Source organism: Pedobacter sp. ASV12 (assembly GCF_016429155.1).
In the GTDB taxonomy this organism is placed as follows: Bacteria; Bacteroidota; Bacteroidia; order Sphingobacteriales; family Sphingobacteriaceae; genus Pedobacter.
In genome coordinates this window covers 1-16,399 of the sequence record NZ_JAELUC010000001.1, presented here as the reverse complement: position 1 = coordinate 16,399, position 16,399 = coordinate 1, and the positions used below count along the sequence as shown (strand labels likewise).

The following is a 16,399-nucleotide window of genomic DNA, read 5'->3' as shown; positions in this document are numbered from 1 at the left end:
ACTAATAAACCAAGCAAATGGCTACACACAACGATTTAGGCAAGCAGGGCGAGGCCATAGCCGCCAACTATTTAACCGGTTTGGGCTACGAGTTGCTCGAAGAAAATTGGATTCATGGAAAAGCAGAGTTAGATTTGGTAGCCTATTTTAATGGCCAACTGATTTTTGTAGAAGTAAAGACAAGGAGTTCGACTGCTTTTGGGCAACCCGAAGATTTTGTGGGCCAAGCTAAACAAAAACAGCTTATCCGGGCGGCAACGGCTTACGTAGAACTGATGGGCCATCAGGGCGAAGTGAGGTTTGATATTGTTGCTGTTTTATTTGATACACCAAACCATTATACCATAAACCATATTCAAGATGCATTTTGGCCTTTTTAAAACCGATAACCTCATTCCTGTCCGGCTTGGCGTTTTGCTTGCTGTACTGTTTGGCCTGGCTTCCTGCAAGCACGGTAGCACAAGTAGCTATACTACTTTTAGTGCACCCCAGCAAGGCCAGCAGTTTGTGCTTGGCCAACCCATTACCCTAAGTTTAGACCTGGATAAAAGCGAGAAAATCGAAGAAATCAGCTATTACCTAGATGGTAAGCTCAAAGCTTACTTACATGATAATGTTGGTCCTGTCAGCATCAAAAGCGACAGTCTATCGCTTGGCTATAAGAACTTAACGGCAATCGTTACAAAAGATGGCAAGAACGATACCATCACAACCAACATCGTGTTAACGAGTGGCGTAACGCCTAAACCGCTCCGTTATCAAGTGGTCAATACCTTTCCGCACGATACCAGCGCCTACACCGAAGGCCTGGCCTATGTAGAGGGCAAACTATTGGAAAGCACCGGCGAGTATGGAAGCTCTAAACTCAAGTATGTCGATTTAAAAACCGGCAAGACCTTGCAACAGATCCAATTACCGGCACAGTATTTTGGCGAAGGCTCGCTTAAACTGGGCAATAAGATCATCATGCTAACCTGGAAGGAAAACACGGGTTTTGTATTCGATGCCCAAACTTTTAAGCAATTGGCTACCTTTCCTTTCAGTCGAGAGGGTTGGGGCCTGGCTTTTGATGGCCAAAAGATTTTGCGTACCGACGGCTCTAACCGCATCTGGTTCATGAATGCCGATACCTATCAGGAAGAAGGCTATATAGAGGTGTACGACAATAAAGGTCAGGTAGAACAGCTTAACGAACTCGAGTTTATTGACGGCAAGATTTATGCAAACGTATACCAAACCAATAAGATTGTTCGTATTGATCCCAAAACAGGGGTAATTGAAGCCGAAATAGACCTCACAGCACTAGTGCCCAAGAATTTCTTTAAAACACAGGACGAAGTGAACGGCAATGTGCTCAATGGAATCGCTTGGGATGCCAAAGGCAAACGGCTATTTGTGGTAGGCAAAAAATGGCCCAAGCTTTACGAAATCAAACTGCTCAACGAGTAACGCTAGTCTTTTTTGCTGTTTTCGCTCAGGTAGCCGTTATAGGTAATGGCCTGCCTGTTGTTGCTTACCATGCTGAGGGTAGCATAGCCGCTTTCGCTGATGCTGATCGTGAGTTGTGGGCTGTCTTTAACGTCTTTTGCGTAGATTCTAATGTCCCAGCCACCTCTTTTGCGCTTGGTGGTGTCGTAAACAAAGTTTTTGCTGGTAAACTTGAAGCCGCTTTCTTCGTTGGTGATTGGAGCAGTATAAGACCTGCCGTAAAAAGGCAGATAGGCAATCAGGCTGTCTTTGGTAATGCGTACGTCGTAATTATTGCCTGTGAGGTTAATATTGCCTCCACTGGCTCCTCCAGGCATTTTCGACAAAATACTGTTGATGTCAGACCCATTGAGCGGTGTAGCGCTTGTAGCCACAAAAGTGTAGTTCTTGTCTTCCACAATTTTGCGGGTAGTGGCTTTATCGGTTTGGGCGGCAGCGGCAGTGGACAAAAGTGCCAAACCTGCCATAGCTACTAAGGTTTTAAATGATTTCATGGTCATGAAGTATATTTAATGCTTAAATCAGTTCTGAATAACAAATTCAAAATCAGCTATATGATTAATAATATACCGGTTTTCCATAAAGAAAACGAAAAAAGGGCGGAAAATATTTCTCCCGTCCTTCTTTCAACCTTAAAAACTAAACAATAGTAGCGGTTAATATATTGCCCGAAATGCTCGTGTTGTAAACCTTAAGGGCATTGGTTGTGCCTCCATCGTTAGGCTGTCTTAAAATAGCGCCACCTGAGGTATACTGCGAAGCATGTAGGCTGCATTGGATCAGGTTGCTGGCCTGGATCCAGTTTAATGCGCCGCCCTGATGTGGACAAGCGGCCTGAGTGGCTACAAACGAAGAAGTGCTATTTCCAGCCGCTAGGCGGATAAACAAAACACCTCCCGTGGCTACAAAAGAACCAACTGTGGTGAGTTGCGTGGCAAGGTCTATGCTTGCAGTAGCGCCGGTCGTGCCTCCGCCTCCGCCACCTCCGGGCGGACTTGGCGCAGGGTCGTTAGACTTGCTTCCACAGGCCGAAAGGCAACTTCCGGCGCATACCAGAGCCATACCCAGCCCTAGGGATTTGATAAATTCATTCCGTTCCATAAAATTATAGTTTTAGTAAATTGTCGATTTCGTATCGGGGTTTTTAGATTTAAAAAGGCTGAAGTTGCGCGAAATGGTAAAGCCAAAACGGACGCCACCATCGGTCCACGATTTTTTGGTATTGGCTATAAAACTGTTTTCGTTAATGTATTCCGAATTCATGAAGTTGAGCGAGAAGATGTGCCCGCCGGTTTCGATCTCTAGGCCTATACCCAAGGGGTTATATAGGGGGACGGCGAGTTTATTTGGTCGCGATAGGCCGTTAACCAAGGTATAATCGGCTACAAACGACAGTCGCTTGGTGAGCTTAACCCGCCCGGCAAAGCCCAAGGTAAACAGGTTTTTAGGGTCGTTAGGATCGGCACTTACCGAACGGATCAGGAAGGCCGGCATTACTTCCAGTGAAATGCGTTGCGAGAACTTCCTCGAAAATATAGGTTGGATCAAATAGCTCAGCCTGTTTCCATAGTTGGCAAATTCGGTGTCGGTAAATGGTTTTCGAGCCACCAGGCCTGCCTGGGCCAAAAACGTGAGGTTAATGGGCATACTCCCATCAGTTGTTTGTTGCAGCAGCTTTTGTTTTACATAAAGGTTAAAAAGCTCATCATGCTTGCTGCGGCCAAAGCCAACGGTCAGGTTGTCGGTTAAGCCATAATCCAGCCCGATAAAAAGGTCGGTGGCCACATCGAGTCCATACAGGGTGTGTGCGCTTCCGAATTCGCCACCAATATCCCCAAAATGATGCCTGATCCTCAAATCGAGGTCGTGTTTCTTTTGGGTTTCGGTAGAATGCGAAAGTACCACATGCGTTGCCTTAAAGGTAGCTTCTACCTTGTTGAATTTCTTGGTGCTGTCTAGCTGGCTCAACAGCGCCTCGGCGGTTTGCGCGCTAGCCCTCATGGCCAACAGGGCTAAAACCAAAAAGAGGTAAATAAAAAATTTAGACTTTTTCATAACGTTTATTTGAGTGGCTCTAGGGTGCCTTGTAGAGTTACCTTGATAACTTCGGCTATTTTGGCAAATACAAGGCGAGGAATTTTGATCTGATGGTCTTTGCAGGCTACTTCAAAGCTCGAACTGATGCTTATGGTATTGCCCTTGATCGTTATTTTGCCGGCTATTGTCCGGTTTTGGTCAATGCCGTGTACATTGAGCACGCCTTTTACGGTAACGGGATACTCGCCGTCTTTGCTCCAATCCAACTGGGGGGTGATGGTGCCTTTAAATTTGGCCATCGGGTATTTGTCGCTCTCGATGTAGTTTTCGTTAAAATGTTGCTGCATCAGCTTTTTGTCGAACTCGAGGCTTTTAACGGGCAGTTGCACTGCCAGCTCCTGTTTGTCGGCTACCAGCACGGCGCTTGCCGAAGTGCTTGCGGCTTTGATGTCTTCAACCGGGGTAGAAGAAAAGATCGTCATCTTCAGGCTTTTGCCCACATAATTTTGAGCTTCGGCTTTTCCAATCAAGCCAAGGCAGAGCAAAGCCACCCAGACCAGTTTATTTCTTGTTGAGTTCATAACGCAGTTTTAAGGATACACCACTCGATTTTAAAGGCACGCTTCCTTCGCCAATGCCTCCCAAAGGGATTTTAACGTAAGGCTCTATGCCGAAACCGAATTTATTGTTCAGTTTGATGTTGTAAGTGGCCGAAAGATCGAGCACGCTCAGAAAATGCTGATTGGCGTTGGTTTTTTGCGTAAGCCTATCGGCTTTGCCACTGGCGGCCGTGTACTTAAACACATAATCTTCTTTTAGCATCAGGTAGCTCGATAGCCCAGCGTTCAGTTCAAGGCTGCGGCTTTTGTTGTCGTTAAGCAAATAGGAAGCCCTTAACGGAATTTCAAGCACTTTACAAGCTGCGTTGATCTGCGCAATGCTGTTCTTTATATTCGGGTTGCTGAATTGATAATCATAATTGCTGGCCGTGTAATTTTTGGCACCATAAATAACACCGGTTTGGATGGTTATTTTTTTGCTGATTCCCACACCAACGGTCAATCCGAAGGCCGCGGTTCCCTTGCCACCTATCAGGGCACTGGTAGAATTAAAATCAGGTCCTGCACTAATGGCCAGGCTAATCGGGATTTTACGTTTCGCTTTTGGCTTTTGGACAAGGTTGTCTGCTGTATCAATGGCGTTGATGCTTGGCGAAGTCAGCTGTGCAATAACCTGCTGATCGGTCAATTCGGTATTTTGTACAGGTTTTACTGGTTGCGCTGCCATTGGTGCGGAATTGGCAGGCGCCTGAATAACATGGGCTATGGCATGGTCTGAAACAGGCTTATCGCTATTGCCTTTTGTGGTTACGGTTGTGGTAGTCTGATGTGCTGTTGACAATTGCTTACTCAAAGTAGGCGCATCGGTTTTTGGGCCAATCGGTTGAGCTTGGGCTAGTTCGGTTATAGGTTTAGGGGCTTCAACCAAAGGCTTTTGCGTTTGTTTGGGTTTGTTGTTGCGGGCAGTTTGTTGCTTAGGCTGTTCTTGCCTGTTGAACAGGAAGAAGCCCAAACCAAACGAAAGAAACAGCAAAATAATGCTGGCATTTCTCAGCCAGATCATGCGGTCTCTTTTTTGGAGCTTTTTCTCCATCTTTAACCAAGATTCCTCTTCAAACTGCAGGTATTCTTCGGTTACCCGTGTTTTAAAAGCCTGGTCAAAATCTTTATCGTTCAGTTCTTTCATTTTTGATAGCTCATTTGTTGCTGATCGGTTGCCAAAGTTTCGGCCAGCATCTTTTTTAAATTCTCCCTTGCCTTAAACAGATTCGATTTGGAGGTGCCCACCGAGATGGAAAGCATTTCGGCAATTTCCTCGTGCGAGTAGCCGTCTATGGCAAAAAGGTTAAAGACCGTTCGGTAGGCATAAGAAAGTTTTTGAACCAATCTGATCAGGTCTTCATAGTGTAAATGGGAAAGAATATTCTCTCTATCTTCCAATTCGTGCTTAGCGTTAAGTTCTTCCATTTCCATTTGTTTTATCCGGTTTCTGTAATGGTCTATTGAGGTATTGATCATAATGGTGCTGATCCAGGCGTTAAACGAGCGTTCCTTGTCGTAGCGCTGCAGGTTTGTAAATACCTTCATAAAACCATCGTTTACCAACTCAACCGCTTCGTCTTTGTTTTTGGCGTAGCGCAAACAGATCCTCATGGCATAGCCATAGTAGAGGCGGTAAAGTTCCTTCTGACTTTTCCGGTCCTTCTTGATACAGCCATTGATGAGTTCGGGTGTAAGCAAAGTAATTTTGTTTAGTTATATGCAGTTACGGCAGCCAGGAGCTTAAGGTTGCCTTGCTATTAGAAATTTAAGCAATAAAAATTTGCTTTAAATGAAAAATCGCTATTCATTGATCAATGAATAGCGATTTTAGGTTGCCGGGTTGCTTTGGCGATTTTCAATAAGGAATGCAATTCAATTATTGCGGGTTCTTTTTGAAAAGGCCCGCCTTTAGGTTCGAACCCATCGAGCCTTCGGCTAATTGCAGGTAATTGCGTTTGCTCTGGTCTTTTTCAATCTTTACGCTTCCGGTGGTTTGTACGTTTTTCATTTCCAGGAAATCTGTCGAAGTTGCATCGTTGCCGCTTAAGGGGCCACTTCCATAACCTGCCAGATTGGTGTAATCGGTAAAAAGGCAATCAGCAGCTTTGTAGCGACGCGTGCTTCCTTTTTCTCTGATCCATACCGTACTGCTGTTTGCTATGATGTTATGATGAAATTCGAAATCGTCTCCATTGGTACTTTGCGTAGTCCAAACGCCACTAAAATAACAGCCATATACCAGTGAGTAGCGCATGGCATTAGGGCTGCCAGTACCTCCGTCGGTTTGCCAAAAAACAACAGGGTTTTTGCAGTTGAAGAAAACGCAATGATCAATAACGAGGCCATAGCCATTAGCGATAATTCCCACATGTAAAGGCAACACATCAACGTTGCCGGCAAATAGGCATTGTGTAACGAGCAGGTCGTCCAGTTTTTTGCCATCACGCCATATTGGATAGGAGCGACGCAGGTTTTTGCCGTCCACATAAGCGTAATCTGGGCTGCCGGTAAATCGCAGGCCTTCAATGGTTACGTGGCTAACCTCTGGCTGTATGCCTTTTGCTTCTTCTCCGCCTACACCCGATACAAGTGGCACTGCTGTCACTACAATTGGCATTTTTTGTGGAGTCCAATCCGCATCGTCGGGCATAACACACGCACGAATAATCAGCCGGTTTTTAAGGGTATACTTGTCATTGGTAAATACAACGGTTTGGGTTAACAGGTGTATGCCTTCAGCGAGGAAGATGGTGGTTGATGTCCGCTCTTGATTGAGGTTTACGCGCCTTGCGGCCTCCATCAGTGTCTTTAACGGGCTTGTTTTTATGCCGGAATTTGCGTCGTTACCCGCTTGAGGATTAACGTATAATTGTTCTGCCTGTGCCAGCAGTACGCTCATGGCAAACAATAAGAGGCTAAGTGTGTATTTGATCATGTTCTTTTTTGCTGTAAAATTAAAACATGCTTGCCTTCCTAAAATGGTCGTTTTAGCTTTAAAATGGTCAATTATATCTCCTTGCGGTATTGTTGGGGGGTAATGCCGGTCAGCTTTTTAAAGAAACGGTTAAAATTAGAGGGATCTGAAAAGCCAAACTCGTAGGCAATCTCTTTTGCCGATTTGTTTTGATACAGTTGTTTCTTGATGGCTGAAATCAGCTTGTAATGGATCATTTGTTGGGTAGATAAGCCACTAAATTGCCTGCAGATTTTATTCAGAAAGCCGGGGCTTACATTTAGCATTTTGGTATAGGCCTCCACATTGCGGTGGTGCACAAATTTCTTTTCCAGCAAAGCTCTAAATCTATAAAAATCAGCGTGCACATAGGTATCTCTCTGAACATGGTAAACGGAGGCATAATATCGGTTGAGCACAACGAGTAATTGATAGAGCAAGGCCCTGATCAAATGGTTGCTATCGTTTTGGAGCTGCCCAAACTCCCGCTCTATGCCATAGAGCAGCTGCAGGCATTGCTCAAATGGCAACTCGGCTAGCTGCATATCGGTTGGACGCAAATATTGATGAAAATATTGAAATCGATAGAGGAATAGCTCGTCCGAAAAAAAGAGATGGAGAAAGTCTTTTTCGAAGAATAAGGTATAGCCGCTTACCGGTTCTTCAATATCCCAGCGGCGCACTTGCCCGGGACTGGTGAAAATAATGGTCCGTGGACTTATTGGCGTTGTGTTTTCGTCCAATGTAAAAGTGCCTGTTCCCTTTTCGATGAAAAGAATTTCGTAAAAACTGAGTTGATGTAAGGTGCTATCTAATACATAATTATTCAATGTTTCGATACGACCAATATCCAATAGCAATTCTGAGCCATACTTATAGGGTAGAAAATGATAAGTCTTAACTTTGGTGCCCGATGCCATTTTTTACAGCTGCTTGTGCAACAGTTGGGTTAAAAATACAAATTTCTGTAGCCTGTTCATATGGCCAACAGCGGATGCCGTTGGCCATAATTTTTGTTATCTCCAGCTCTTATACTGGTTAATCAAGCCGTTGGTTGAAGAATCGTGGGTGCTTACAGGGCTGTTGTCTGCAAGTTCGGGCTGTATTTTTTGAGCCAGTTGCTTGCCCAGCTCAACACCCCATTGGTCGAAGCTAAAGATGTTCCAGATGATGCCTTGTACAAAAATCTTATGTTCGTACATGGCAATAAGGCTACCCAAGCTGTAAGGCGTTACTTTTTTTAGCAGGATAGAATTGGTTGGCCTATTGCCGTCGAAAACCTTGAATGGAGCCAATTTGGCAATTTCTGCTTCAGATTTGCCTGCTTTTTGAAGTTCTGCGATTACTTCTTCTTCGCTTTTGCCATTCATTAAGGCCTCGGTTTGGGCAAAAAAGTTAGACAATAAAATAGGGTGGTGGTTGCCCAGCGGATTGAGGCTTTGCGCCGGGGCTATAAAATCGCAGGGAATAAGACGGGTGCCTTGGTGGATCAGCTGGTAAAAGGCATGTTGGCCGTTGGTACCTGGCTCGCCCCAAATTACCGGGCCGGTTTCGTAATCAACAGGGTTTCCGTTTCTGTCTACGTGTTTGCCGTTGCTCTCCATATCGCCTTGCTGAAAATAGGCCGCAAAACGGTGCAGGTATTGGTCGTAAGGCAAAATAGCCTGGGTTTCGGCATTAAAGAAATTGATGTACCATACGCCCAGCAGACCTAAAATTACCGGAATGTTCTGCTCAAATGGCGTGTTTTTGAAATGTTGGTCGGTTGCATGTGCGCCAGCCAACAGTTGTTTAAAATTATCGTAGCCAATGCCCAAGCAAATAGACAGGCCAATAGCGCTCCACAACGAGTAACGGCCACCTACCCAATCCCAAAACTCGAACATGTTTTCGGTATCGATGCCAAATGCCGCTACATCTTTGGCATTGGTTGATAAAGCGGCGAAGTGCTTGGCAATATCTTCTTTTTGGGCACCACTGTTCAAAAACCAATCTCTGGCACTGTTGGCGTTCGTCATCGTTTCTTGTGTGGTAAATGTTTTAGAAGCCACCAAAAACAAAGTCGTTTCCGGGTTTATCGCTTTTAAGGTTTCGGCCAGGTGAGTGCCGTCAACGTTAGAAACAAAATGCAGGTTTAAACGTGTTTTGTAGGCTTTTAAGGCTTCGGTAACCATTACAGGCCCCAAATCTGAACCGCCAATGCCGATATTTACAATGTCGGTAATGGCTTTGCCGGTATAGCCTTTCCACTGGCCGGAGATGATCGAATTGCTGAATTTCTCCATTTTGGCCAAAACCGCATTCACTTCGGGCATCACATCTTGGCCATCAACCCAAATGGGCTCGTTGCTTTGGTTGCGCAAGGCAATGTGCAGCACGGGGCGATCTTCGGTTTGGTTGATCTTTTCGCCGCTGTACATGGCTTTAATGGCTTCATCCAGCTTGCATTCGCGGGCCAACTGCACCAACAGGGCCATGGTGGTATCGTTGATCCTGTTCTTGGAGAAATCGAACAAGATATCTTCGAACAAAATCGAAAATTTGGCAAAACGCTCGGCGTCTTCGGTAAAAAGATCCTTGATGCTTTGTTGGTTGATCGCTATAAAATGGTCAGCCAAATATTTATAGGCCTCTGTTTGGGTAAAGTTTATTGTGGGAAGCATAGCATATATGTTTTTTGTAAAAGTAAGAAAGCAAACAATTTAAATTGTCTTTTAATGTTCAAAAACCATGAAATTTTTCTATATTCAATAACCAATCAGCCCGCCTATTGTTCGATCGTTTTACTATAATCCATCAACTTAAAAAAATTAAACCATGTTAGAAAACCTGAATGAACTGGTGCGCGAAAATGCGCAGGATGCTGTTGTAAACAATAGCGAAATACCTAATGAACACAACGAAGCCGTCATTGAAGCCGCATCGGGTTCTATTTTCGAAAGTTTGAAGGCACAGGTTACGTCTGGAAACCTGAGTGGCCTGGCCGATATTTTTAACGGAGGCAATGCCGAAGGTTCTGCAGTTGCCGCGCAGGCTTCGGGTAGCTTTGTCGATAAACTGAGCGGCTTGGGCATTAATGCCGAAACCGCCAAAAACGTAGCCTCGAGCATCATTCCTTCTATTATTGGCAAGCTTACGCAAAAAACCAACGACCCGAACGACAGCTCTTTTAACCTGCAGGATATTTTGGGCAAATTGGCGGGTGGCAGCGATGGGAAATTTGACCTGAGCGACGTGATGGGCATGTTTAATGGAGGCAATCAAGCCCCAAGTGCCGACGGGCAAGCCGAAGGCGGTGGCTTGGTAGATAAGCTCAAAGGACTGTTTAATTAGTGCCGATACCTATATTTTAAATTCAAGATGAAGAAAATATTGCTCTCCGGGCTTTTGATTGCCCCATTATGGCTATTTGCTCAAAATACGGCCCGCCAAGTGGCTATTTCCAAACAGGCAGATGCCTTGGCCCAAAAGGTAATCAGCTGGCGCCGCGATTTTCACGAACATCCCGAACTGGGCAACAACGAGGTGCGTACCGCAGGCATTATTGCCAAGCATTTGCAGTCGTTGGGCATGGAAGTAAAAACCGGTGTAGCCAAAACCGGAGTGGTTGGTATTTTGGTTGGAGGCAAGCCGGGGCCCGTGGTGGCTTTAAGAGCCGATATGGATGCCTTGCCGGTTACCGAAAGAGGTGCCTTGCCCTTTGCTTCGAAAGTAAAAACAATCTATAATGACCAGGAAGTAGGGGTGATGCATGCCTGTGGCCACGATTCGCATATGGCTATTTTAATGGGAGTGGCCGAAATTTTGGCCGGTATGAAGAAAGATATTCCCGGCACCGTTAAATTCATCTTTCAGCCGGCAGAGGAAGGCGTGCCCGCGGGCGAAGAAGGTGGTGCACAGCTCATGGTTAAAGAAGGCGTGCTGCAAAACCCGAAGGTCGACGCTATTTTTGGCTTACACATCAATTCGCAAACACCGGTTGGCCAACTGACCTATCGCCCCGGAGGTACCATGGCGGCCGTTAACGACATGAAGATTACCATTACAGGCAGGCAGGCCCATGGCGCTTACCCTTGGAGCAGCATCGACCCGATTGTGGTGGCCGCACAAATTGTAAACAACCTGCAAACCATTGTAAGCAGAAACCTCAACATTACCGAAAATCCGGGTGTGGTTACCATTGGCGCTATTCATGGCGGCGTGCGGTCTAACATCATCCCCGAAAAGGTAGAAATGCTGGGTACAGTTAGGAATTTTACGGCGGCCGATGAGGCGATGTTCATCGATCGGATTAAAACCATTGCCATTAAAACCGGCGAGGCTGCTGGTGCCAAAGTCGAAGTGCAAATTCCCTACAGCAACCATTATCCGGTAACTTTTAACGATTTGGCGCTGACCGAAAAGATGCTGCCAAGCCTGCAGGCTACAGCCGGTGCCGACAATGTAAAACTGAAAGCGCCCGTAACCGGCGCCGAAGATTTCTCGTTCTATCAGGAAAAAGTACCCGGACTGTTTTTCTTTTTAGGGGGTATGCCCAAAGGCGAAGACCCCTTAAAAGCACCGTCGCATCATACGCCCGATTTCTTTATCGATGAGAGCAGCTTTGCATTGGGCGTAAAAGCATTGTGCAACCTGACGTTGGATTATCTATCGATGAAAAAGTAATACTCCCACAATCATTTCTATATTTGTGCATGACTAAAGACCAGTTACAGGATTTAAGAGATAGATTAGCTTCTCTGAGGAGGCATCTTTGACGTTGATGAATTGTTATATCAGATAAGCGAAGAAGAAAAAAGAACGTTGGCTCCCGATTTCTGGGACAACCCCAAAAAGGCCGAAAGCATTCTGGCCGAAATCAGCACCAAGAAAAAATGGACGGAAGGCTTTACCAAGGCTAATGCCGCGGTAGAAGATACTGCCGTATTGTACGATTTCTTGCAAAGCGGTGATGCCAGCGAGGAGGAAATGGACGAGCAATATGCCTTGGCCCTACAGGTAATCGAAGACCTGGAGCTGAAAAACATGCTGAACAGCAAGGAAGACCAACTGCCGGCCGTCATGCAGATTACCGCAGGGGCTGGAGGTACCGAAAGCTGCGACTGGGCCAGCATGCTCTTGCGCATGTACCTGATGTGGGCCGAGAAGAACGGCTACAAGGTTACGGAACAGGACTATGCCGAGGGCGAGGTAGCCGGCATCAAATCGGTAACGATAGAAATTATGGGCGAATTTGCCTATGGCTACCTGAAAGGAGAAAACGGAGTGCATCGCTTGGTGCGTATTTCGCCCTTCGATAGCAATAACCGCAGACACACCTCTTTTGCCTCGGTTTATGTTTATCCCCTGGTTGACGATACGATCCAAATCGACGTGAATCCGGCCGATATCGAATTTGAAACCTTTAGGGCTGGCGGTGCTGGCGGACAAAACGTAAACAAGGTGGAAACCGCCGTGCGGTTATACCACAAACCATCGGGCATTATCATCAAAAACCAGGAATCGAGGTCGCAGCTGCAAAATAAAGAGAACGCCATCCGCTTGCTCAAATCGCAGTTGTACGAAATCGAAATGCGCAAGCGCATGGAAGCCACGGCACTGATTGAAGGCAGCAAGAAAAAAATTGAATGGGGTTCGCAGATCCGAAGCTATGTATTAGATGATAGACGGGTAAAAGACCATCGGACCAATTTCCAGACTTCCAATCCGGATGCCGTACTCAACGGCGACATCAACGATTTTTTAAAAGCTTATTTAATGGAGTTTTAACAAAAAAAGCGATCATTTGATCGCTTTTTTTGGCTTAGGCACAGAAATCCGATACCGCCGCATCAACACAATCTCCCGATACGATAAAAAGGAAAACAGAGCTTGAGCAATGCTTGCGTTCGCAACAGGCTTGTCCGCTTACGTCTTGAACCGAATCGCAACAAGTGTCATAAGTTCCTTGGCCACGCGTACATTTTACGGTTTTGTGGTACACGTCGTCATTGCCATTGCCTCCTTTAAATTTCTTGAGTTCGCTTTTGCTTAAAATAGTTTTCATGTCTGATGGATTAAGTTATTTAATAGTTAATTAAGGTGTTAACTAATTTATTCATAATCGTTTAAAGTGCCATGCTTTTGTTCGGGATGTAAAAATATTGGTTCATTTAGTTTAAAGATGTAAGTTTAGGGTCTATAATTGAATTGGATGAAAAAGATATTCATACTAGCCTACTTTATCTTGACAGCTTTTACACAAACCAAGGCCCAGCAGGTTATTCCGCTTTACAACGCCGCCATTCCAGGCTCGAAAACAGCACCTGCCGATTTTAAGGAAACCATCGAAACAGGTGCCGATGGCGTGTTGCGCATCAGCAGGGTAACCACCCCTACGCTTACCGTTTTTGCGCCGGCAAAGGCCAACGGAACGGCAGTCATTATCTGTCCGGGTGGAGGCTACAGCATTTTGGCTTTTGAAAAAGAAGGTACTTTGGTAGCCAAAAAGTTTGCCGAACTGGGGGTTACTGCATTTGTGCTTAAATATCGTCTACCCAACGATGCCATTATGGTCGATAAATCGTTGGCACCTTTGCAAGATGCCTTGCAGGCCATTTACCTGGTCAGGAAAAATGCGGGGGTGTGGGGCATTTCGCCCAACAAGATCGGCGTAATGGGTTTTTCGGCCGGTGGCCACCTGGCCTCTAGCTTGAGTGTGCATTACAACGATATGAAAATAGACAACCAGGAAAACATCAGCTTAAGACCCGATTTTTCGGTGCTTATCTATCCGGTGATCAGTTTCGGACCATATGCCCATACAGGTTCGGTTAAAAATCTTTTGGGCGATCAGCCTACGCCACAGCAACGCCGTTACTTTTCGTCAGAACTGCAGGTAAACGGCGCTACGCCACCTACTTTTTTGGTGCATGCCAACAATGACGGTACGGTGCCCGTAAAAAACAGCCTGCTTTACGATGAAGCCCTGGCCAGAAACAAAGTGCCTGCCGAAATGCACATTTACCAAGAAGGCGGACACGGTTTTGGCCTGTACAATAGAACCACCAAGGAAGACTGGTTCGAAAGCCTGAAAAGCTGGATGCAACAAAACAAGTGGCTTTAACCGGAATGTGGCAGTAATCCGGCTGCTGGTTATTCAGACAGGATTTCCTGCAGCTCTTTCAATTCTTCCACCTTTTCGGTAGCGCCCAGGTTTTCGTAGGCCGAAATGAGGTTGCGGATAATACGCCTGATGATTTCTGTATTGCTGCAGGGCGAATAAAAGCCAGGCTGAGGCTCTAAATTAAGCTGACGTAAAAACTGGTCTACATCGTGCTTGCCAAAAATGGCGCCCTTGTTAAAAGCATTGATGTAAAAAAGAACGCCATATTCCTTGTCGGCATTGCTTTCGTCGATATAGCCCAATATGAAATGCTGCGGCAGATTAACTCCATAAACCGGAATATCGAGCTTTTGGGCCAGCGTGGCATAAATAATGGCCAACGAAATCTGATTGCCTTTTTTGCTTTCCAAAACCTGGCTGAGGTAAGAGTTTTGCGGATCGTGGTGGTTTTTGGTATTGCCGCTAAAGCCATATTGGTTGTAGAAAACATGGTTGATCAACTTGATCTTTTCAATCGAGCTCATCTCGTATTGTAAACCCACCCAAATATCGCGTTTAATTTCTTCGATTTGATTGATGATGCCTTGTTCGTCAAGGTCAGGATATTGGTAGCGGTTAATGACAATGGCTCCCTGCAACAGGTCGAAAGCCCCGCTTTGGTACCAAAGGTTCAGGTCTTCTTTAACGCTGTTGAACTGTATGGCATGCACCAGATTTTCGATGCGTTCTTGCAGTACGGTATTGAGCGATTGCTCCCAGGCACTCTCCAGGTAAGTAATAACCTCGTTGCCGTATTCGAGCAGCCGCTGCTGCACATGCTGGTACACCTCCTCATCCGGATCGTCTAATAATTTGACCAATGCGCTGATTTCTGCAAGATTTTCCATTAAAGTACAATTACAAGTTCTGTTTGCTTACTTTTGCCGCTATGGTTTTAAAATTTGCTGCCGATTACCTCAAGCATCGATTAACTGCCAAAAGCAGGCATGGTACCCATTCGCCTTTTGTATATAAGCTCGCTGATGAGGTAATTTACGATTTTTCTGCAAAAGAAGCGTACAAGCGCATAGAAGCGCTGCGAAAAAAACTTTTGCATGACGATAGATCGATTACCGTAACCGATCTGGGGGCAGGCTCGTACCTGAATAAGAACCGCACCAAAAAGATAAGCCAAATTGCCAAAAATGCACTGAAAAGCCCGAGCTTGGCCCAGCTTATTTACCGCTTGGCGGCCAATCAGCAGGCCCAAAGCCTGATCGAATTGGGAACTTGTTTAGGCGTTACCACAGCCTATCTGTCAAAAGCAAAACCCAACGCCCAAGTATTAACCATAGAAGGTTGCCCCCAAACGGCATTGATTGCCGAGCAGAATTTCAATGAACTCGGTCTCGATAATGTAGAGCTGCAGGTTGGCAATTTTAACGATTTGCTACCCGAAGCCATTGCCAAGGCCGACCGTCTGGATTTTGTATATATCGACGGTAATCATACCGAAGAAGCTACGCTGAACTATTTCAACTGGTGCCTGCCTAAGTTGCACGAAAATTCGCTGTTGATTTTCGACGATATTTATTGGAGCCAAGGCATGAAAAATGCCTGGGCCACCATTCAAAACCATCCCGATGTAACCGTAACCGTCGATCTGTTCTGGATCGGACTGGTTTATTTCAGGAAAGGACAGGCCAAAGAGCATTTTAAGTTGAAGTATTAGCCTATAGTTGATGTTTATTAGCCCATTGGCTGTAGTTTGCGTCCGATGCCAAATTGCCAAAGGTTTGGGCTTTTGGCGTTAACTCTTCGCCTTCTATCGCTAACCTTCCGCTTCTTTTATCCCCTAGTTTTTTAGTTTTAATCTCCTTAGGTTAAAAATATTTAACTGATTTTCAGTGTTTTGTGTTTATAAACTGATTTTTTAGTTGTATAACTGAAAAATCAGTTGTAAGTTTAGGTTATGGAAGAATTAACCAAAACAGAAGAACGCATCATGCAGGTGCTATGGAAGTTGGAAAAGGCGTTTGTTAAAGACATCATCGAAGAGCTCGACGAAGAGCCGAAGCCTCCTTACCTGTCTCTTATACACATCTAACAGAGGGGGGGGGGGGGGGGGGGGGGGGGGGGGGGGGGGGGGGGGGGGGGGGGGGGGGGGGGGGGGGGGGGGGGGGGGGGGGGGGGGGGGGGGGGGGGGGGGGGGGGGGGGGGGGGGGGGGGGGGGGG

At 45.9% G+C, this 16,399-nt stretch carries 19 protein-coding genes; 8 read left to right on the top strand and 11 right to left on the bottom strand.

Going from position 1 to position 16,399, the window contains the following annotated elements; genetic code table 11:
• Positions 1-17: 17 nt before the first annotated feature.
• Together JHD69_RS00100 and JHD69_RS00095 are read left to right on the top strand one after the other, a co-directional pair.
• On the top strand, positions 18-380 hold the full coding sequence (locus JHD69_RS00100; protein ID WP_199136023.1) for a YraN family protein: 363 nt from the start codon (positions 18-20) through the stop codon (positions 378-380).
• On the top strand, positions 361-1,449 hold the full coding sequence (locus JHD69_RS00095) for a glutaminyl-peptide cyclotransferase (protein ID WP_199136021.1): 1,089 nt from the start codon (positions 361-363) through the stop codon (positions 1,447-1,449). The genes JHD69_RS00100 and JHD69_RS00095 overlap by 20 nt, the downstream gene beginning before the upstream one ends.
• Before the next feature lie 2 nt (positions 1,450-1,451).
• On the opposite strand, the gene JHD69_RS00090 is transcribed toward JHD69_RS00095, so the two are convergent.
• The 9 genes from JHD69_RS00090 to pgi form a co-directional block, all read right to left on the bottom strand.
• Positions 1,452-1,982 (bottom strand): DUF4251 domain-containing protein, encoded by a 531-nt coding sequence (locus JHD69_RS00090; RefSeq protein WP_199136019.1) that lies wholly within the window; start codon positions 1,980-1,982, stop codon positions 1,452-1,454.
• 145 nt (positions 1,983-2,127) lie between these two features.
• Complete coding sequence (locus JHD69_RS00085; RefSeq protein WP_199136016.1) at positions 2,128-2,589, bottom strand: ubiquinol-cytochrome c reductase iron-sulfur subunit; 462 nt, start codon at positions 2,587-2,589, stop codon at positions 2,128-2,130.
• A 12-nt stretch (positions 2,590-2,601) separates the two neighbouring features.
• Entirely contained in the window at positions 2,602-3,543 is a 942-nt protein-coding gene (locus JHD69_RS00080) for a DUF5777 family beta-barrel protein (protein ID WP_199136006.1), read from the bottom strand.
• A gap of 5 nt (positions 3,544-3,548) precedes the next feature.
• The gene (locus JHD69_RS00075; protein ID WP_199136004.1) at positions 3,549-4,106 is read right to left on the bottom strand and encodes a YceI family protein; all 558 of its coding nucleotides are present in this window, start codon (positions 4,104-4,106) and stop codon (positions 3,549-3,551) included.
• Positions 4,087-5,271, bottom strand: a complete 1,185-nt coding sequence (locus tag JHD69_RS00070; RefSeq protein WP_199136002.1) for an outer membrane beta-barrel protein — start codon at positions 5,269-5,271, stop codon at positions 4,087-4,089. Before JHD69_RS00070 ends, JHD69_RS00075 begins: the two co-directional genes overlap by 20 nt.
• On the bottom strand, positions 5,268-5,825 hold the full coding sequence (locus JHD69_RS00065; RefSeq protein WP_233165586.1) for an RNA polymerase sigma factor: 558 nt from the start codon (positions 5,823-5,825) through the stop codon (positions 5,268-5,270). The genes JHD69_RS00070 and JHD69_RS00065 overlap by 4 nt, the downstream gene beginning before the upstream one ends.
• Before the next feature lie 178 nt (positions 5,826-6,003).
• Complete coding sequence (locus tag JHD69_RS00060) at positions 6,004-7,062, bottom strand: hypothetical protein (RefSeq protein WP_199136000.1); 1,059 nt, start codon at positions 7,060-7,062, stop codon at positions 6,004-6,006.
• Positions 7,063-7,133: 71 nt separating this feature from the next.
• Positions 7,134-8,000: an AraC family transcriptional regulator gene (locus JHD69_RS00055; protein WP_199135998.1), complete on the bottom strand. Its 867-nt coding sequence runs from the start codon at positions 7,998-8,000 to the stop codon at positions 7,134-7,136.
• 96 nt (positions 8,001-8,096) lie between these two features.
• Entirely contained in the window at positions 8,097-9,743 is a 1,647-nt protein-coding gene (pgi, locus tag JHD69_RS00050; protein WP_199135996.1) for a glucose-6-phosphate isomerase, read from the bottom strand.
• A 154-nt stretch (positions 9,744-9,897) separates the two neighbouring features.
• Between pgi and JHD69_RS00045 the strand changes: the two genes are divergently transcribed.
• The 3 genes from JHD69_RS00045 (at position 9,898) to prfB (ending at position 12,849) form a co-directional block, all read left to right on the top strand.
• Positions 9,898-10,413, top strand: coding sequence for a hypothetical protein (locus JHD69_RS00045; RefSeq protein ID WP_199135994.1), 516 nt, complete (start codon positions 9,898-9,900; stop codon positions 10,411-10,413).
• Positions 10,414-10,440: 27 nt separating this feature from the next.
• Positions 10,441-11,745, top strand: coding sequence for an amidohydrolase (locus JHD69_RS00040; RefSeq protein ID WP_199135992.1), 1,305 nt, complete (start codon positions 10,441-10,443; stop codon positions 11,743-11,745).
• A gap of 29 nt (positions 11,746-11,774) precedes the next feature.
• Positions 11,775-12,849 (top strand): peptide chain release factor 2 gene (gene prfB / locus JHD69_RS00035; protein ID WP_199135990.1). Its coding sequence is split into 2 segments (ribosomal slippage): positions 11,775-11,834 and positions 11,836-12,849, totalling 1,074 coding nucleotides; the frame shifts between segments, so codons are not numbered across the junction.
• A 34-nt stretch (positions 12,850-12,883) separates the two neighbouring features.
• Here the strand turns inward: prfB and JHD69_RS00030 are convergent.
• Positions 12,884-13,126 (bottom strand): hypothetical protein, encoded by a 243-nt coding sequence (locus JHD69_RS00030; RefSeq protein ID WP_199135988.1) that lies wholly within the window; start codon positions 13,124-13,126, stop codon positions 12,884-12,886.
• Between the two features lie 147 nt (positions 13,127-13,273).
• Here JHD69_RS00030 and JHD69_RS00025 point away from each other — a divergent pair, with 147 nt between their 5' ends.
• Entirely contained in the window at positions 13,274-14,185 is a 912-nt protein-coding gene (locus JHD69_RS00025) for an alpha/beta hydrolase (RefSeq protein WP_199135986.1), read from the top strand.
• Positions 14,186-14,214: 29 nt separating this feature from the next.
• Here the strand turns inward: JHD69_RS00025 and JHD69_RS00020 are convergent, their stop codons facing one another.
• Positions 14,215-15,072 (bottom strand): transglutaminase-like domain-containing protein, encoded by an 858-nt coding sequence (locus JHD69_RS00020; RefSeq protein WP_199135984.1) that lies wholly within the window; start codon positions 15,070-15,072, stop codon positions 14,215-14,217.
• 41 nt (positions 15,073-15,113) lie between these two features.
• Here JHD69_RS00020 and JHD69_RS00015 point away from each other — a divergent pair, with 41 nt between their 5' ends.
• A complete protein-coding gene (locus tag JHD69_RS00015) occupies positions 15,114-15,896 on the top strand; it encodes an O-methyltransferase (RefSeq protein ID WP_199135982.1) in 783 nt (260 codons plus the stop codon).
• A 240-nt stretch (positions 15,897-16,136) separates the two neighbouring features.
• The gene (locus tag JHD69_RS00010) at positions 16,137-16,271 is read left to right on the top strand and encodes a BlaI/MecI/CopY family transcriptional regulator (protein ID WP_370583439.1); all 135 of its coding nucleotides are present in this window, start codon (positions 16,137-16,139) and stop codon (positions 16,269-16,271) included.
• Positions 16,272-16,399: the final 128 nt, after the last annotated feature.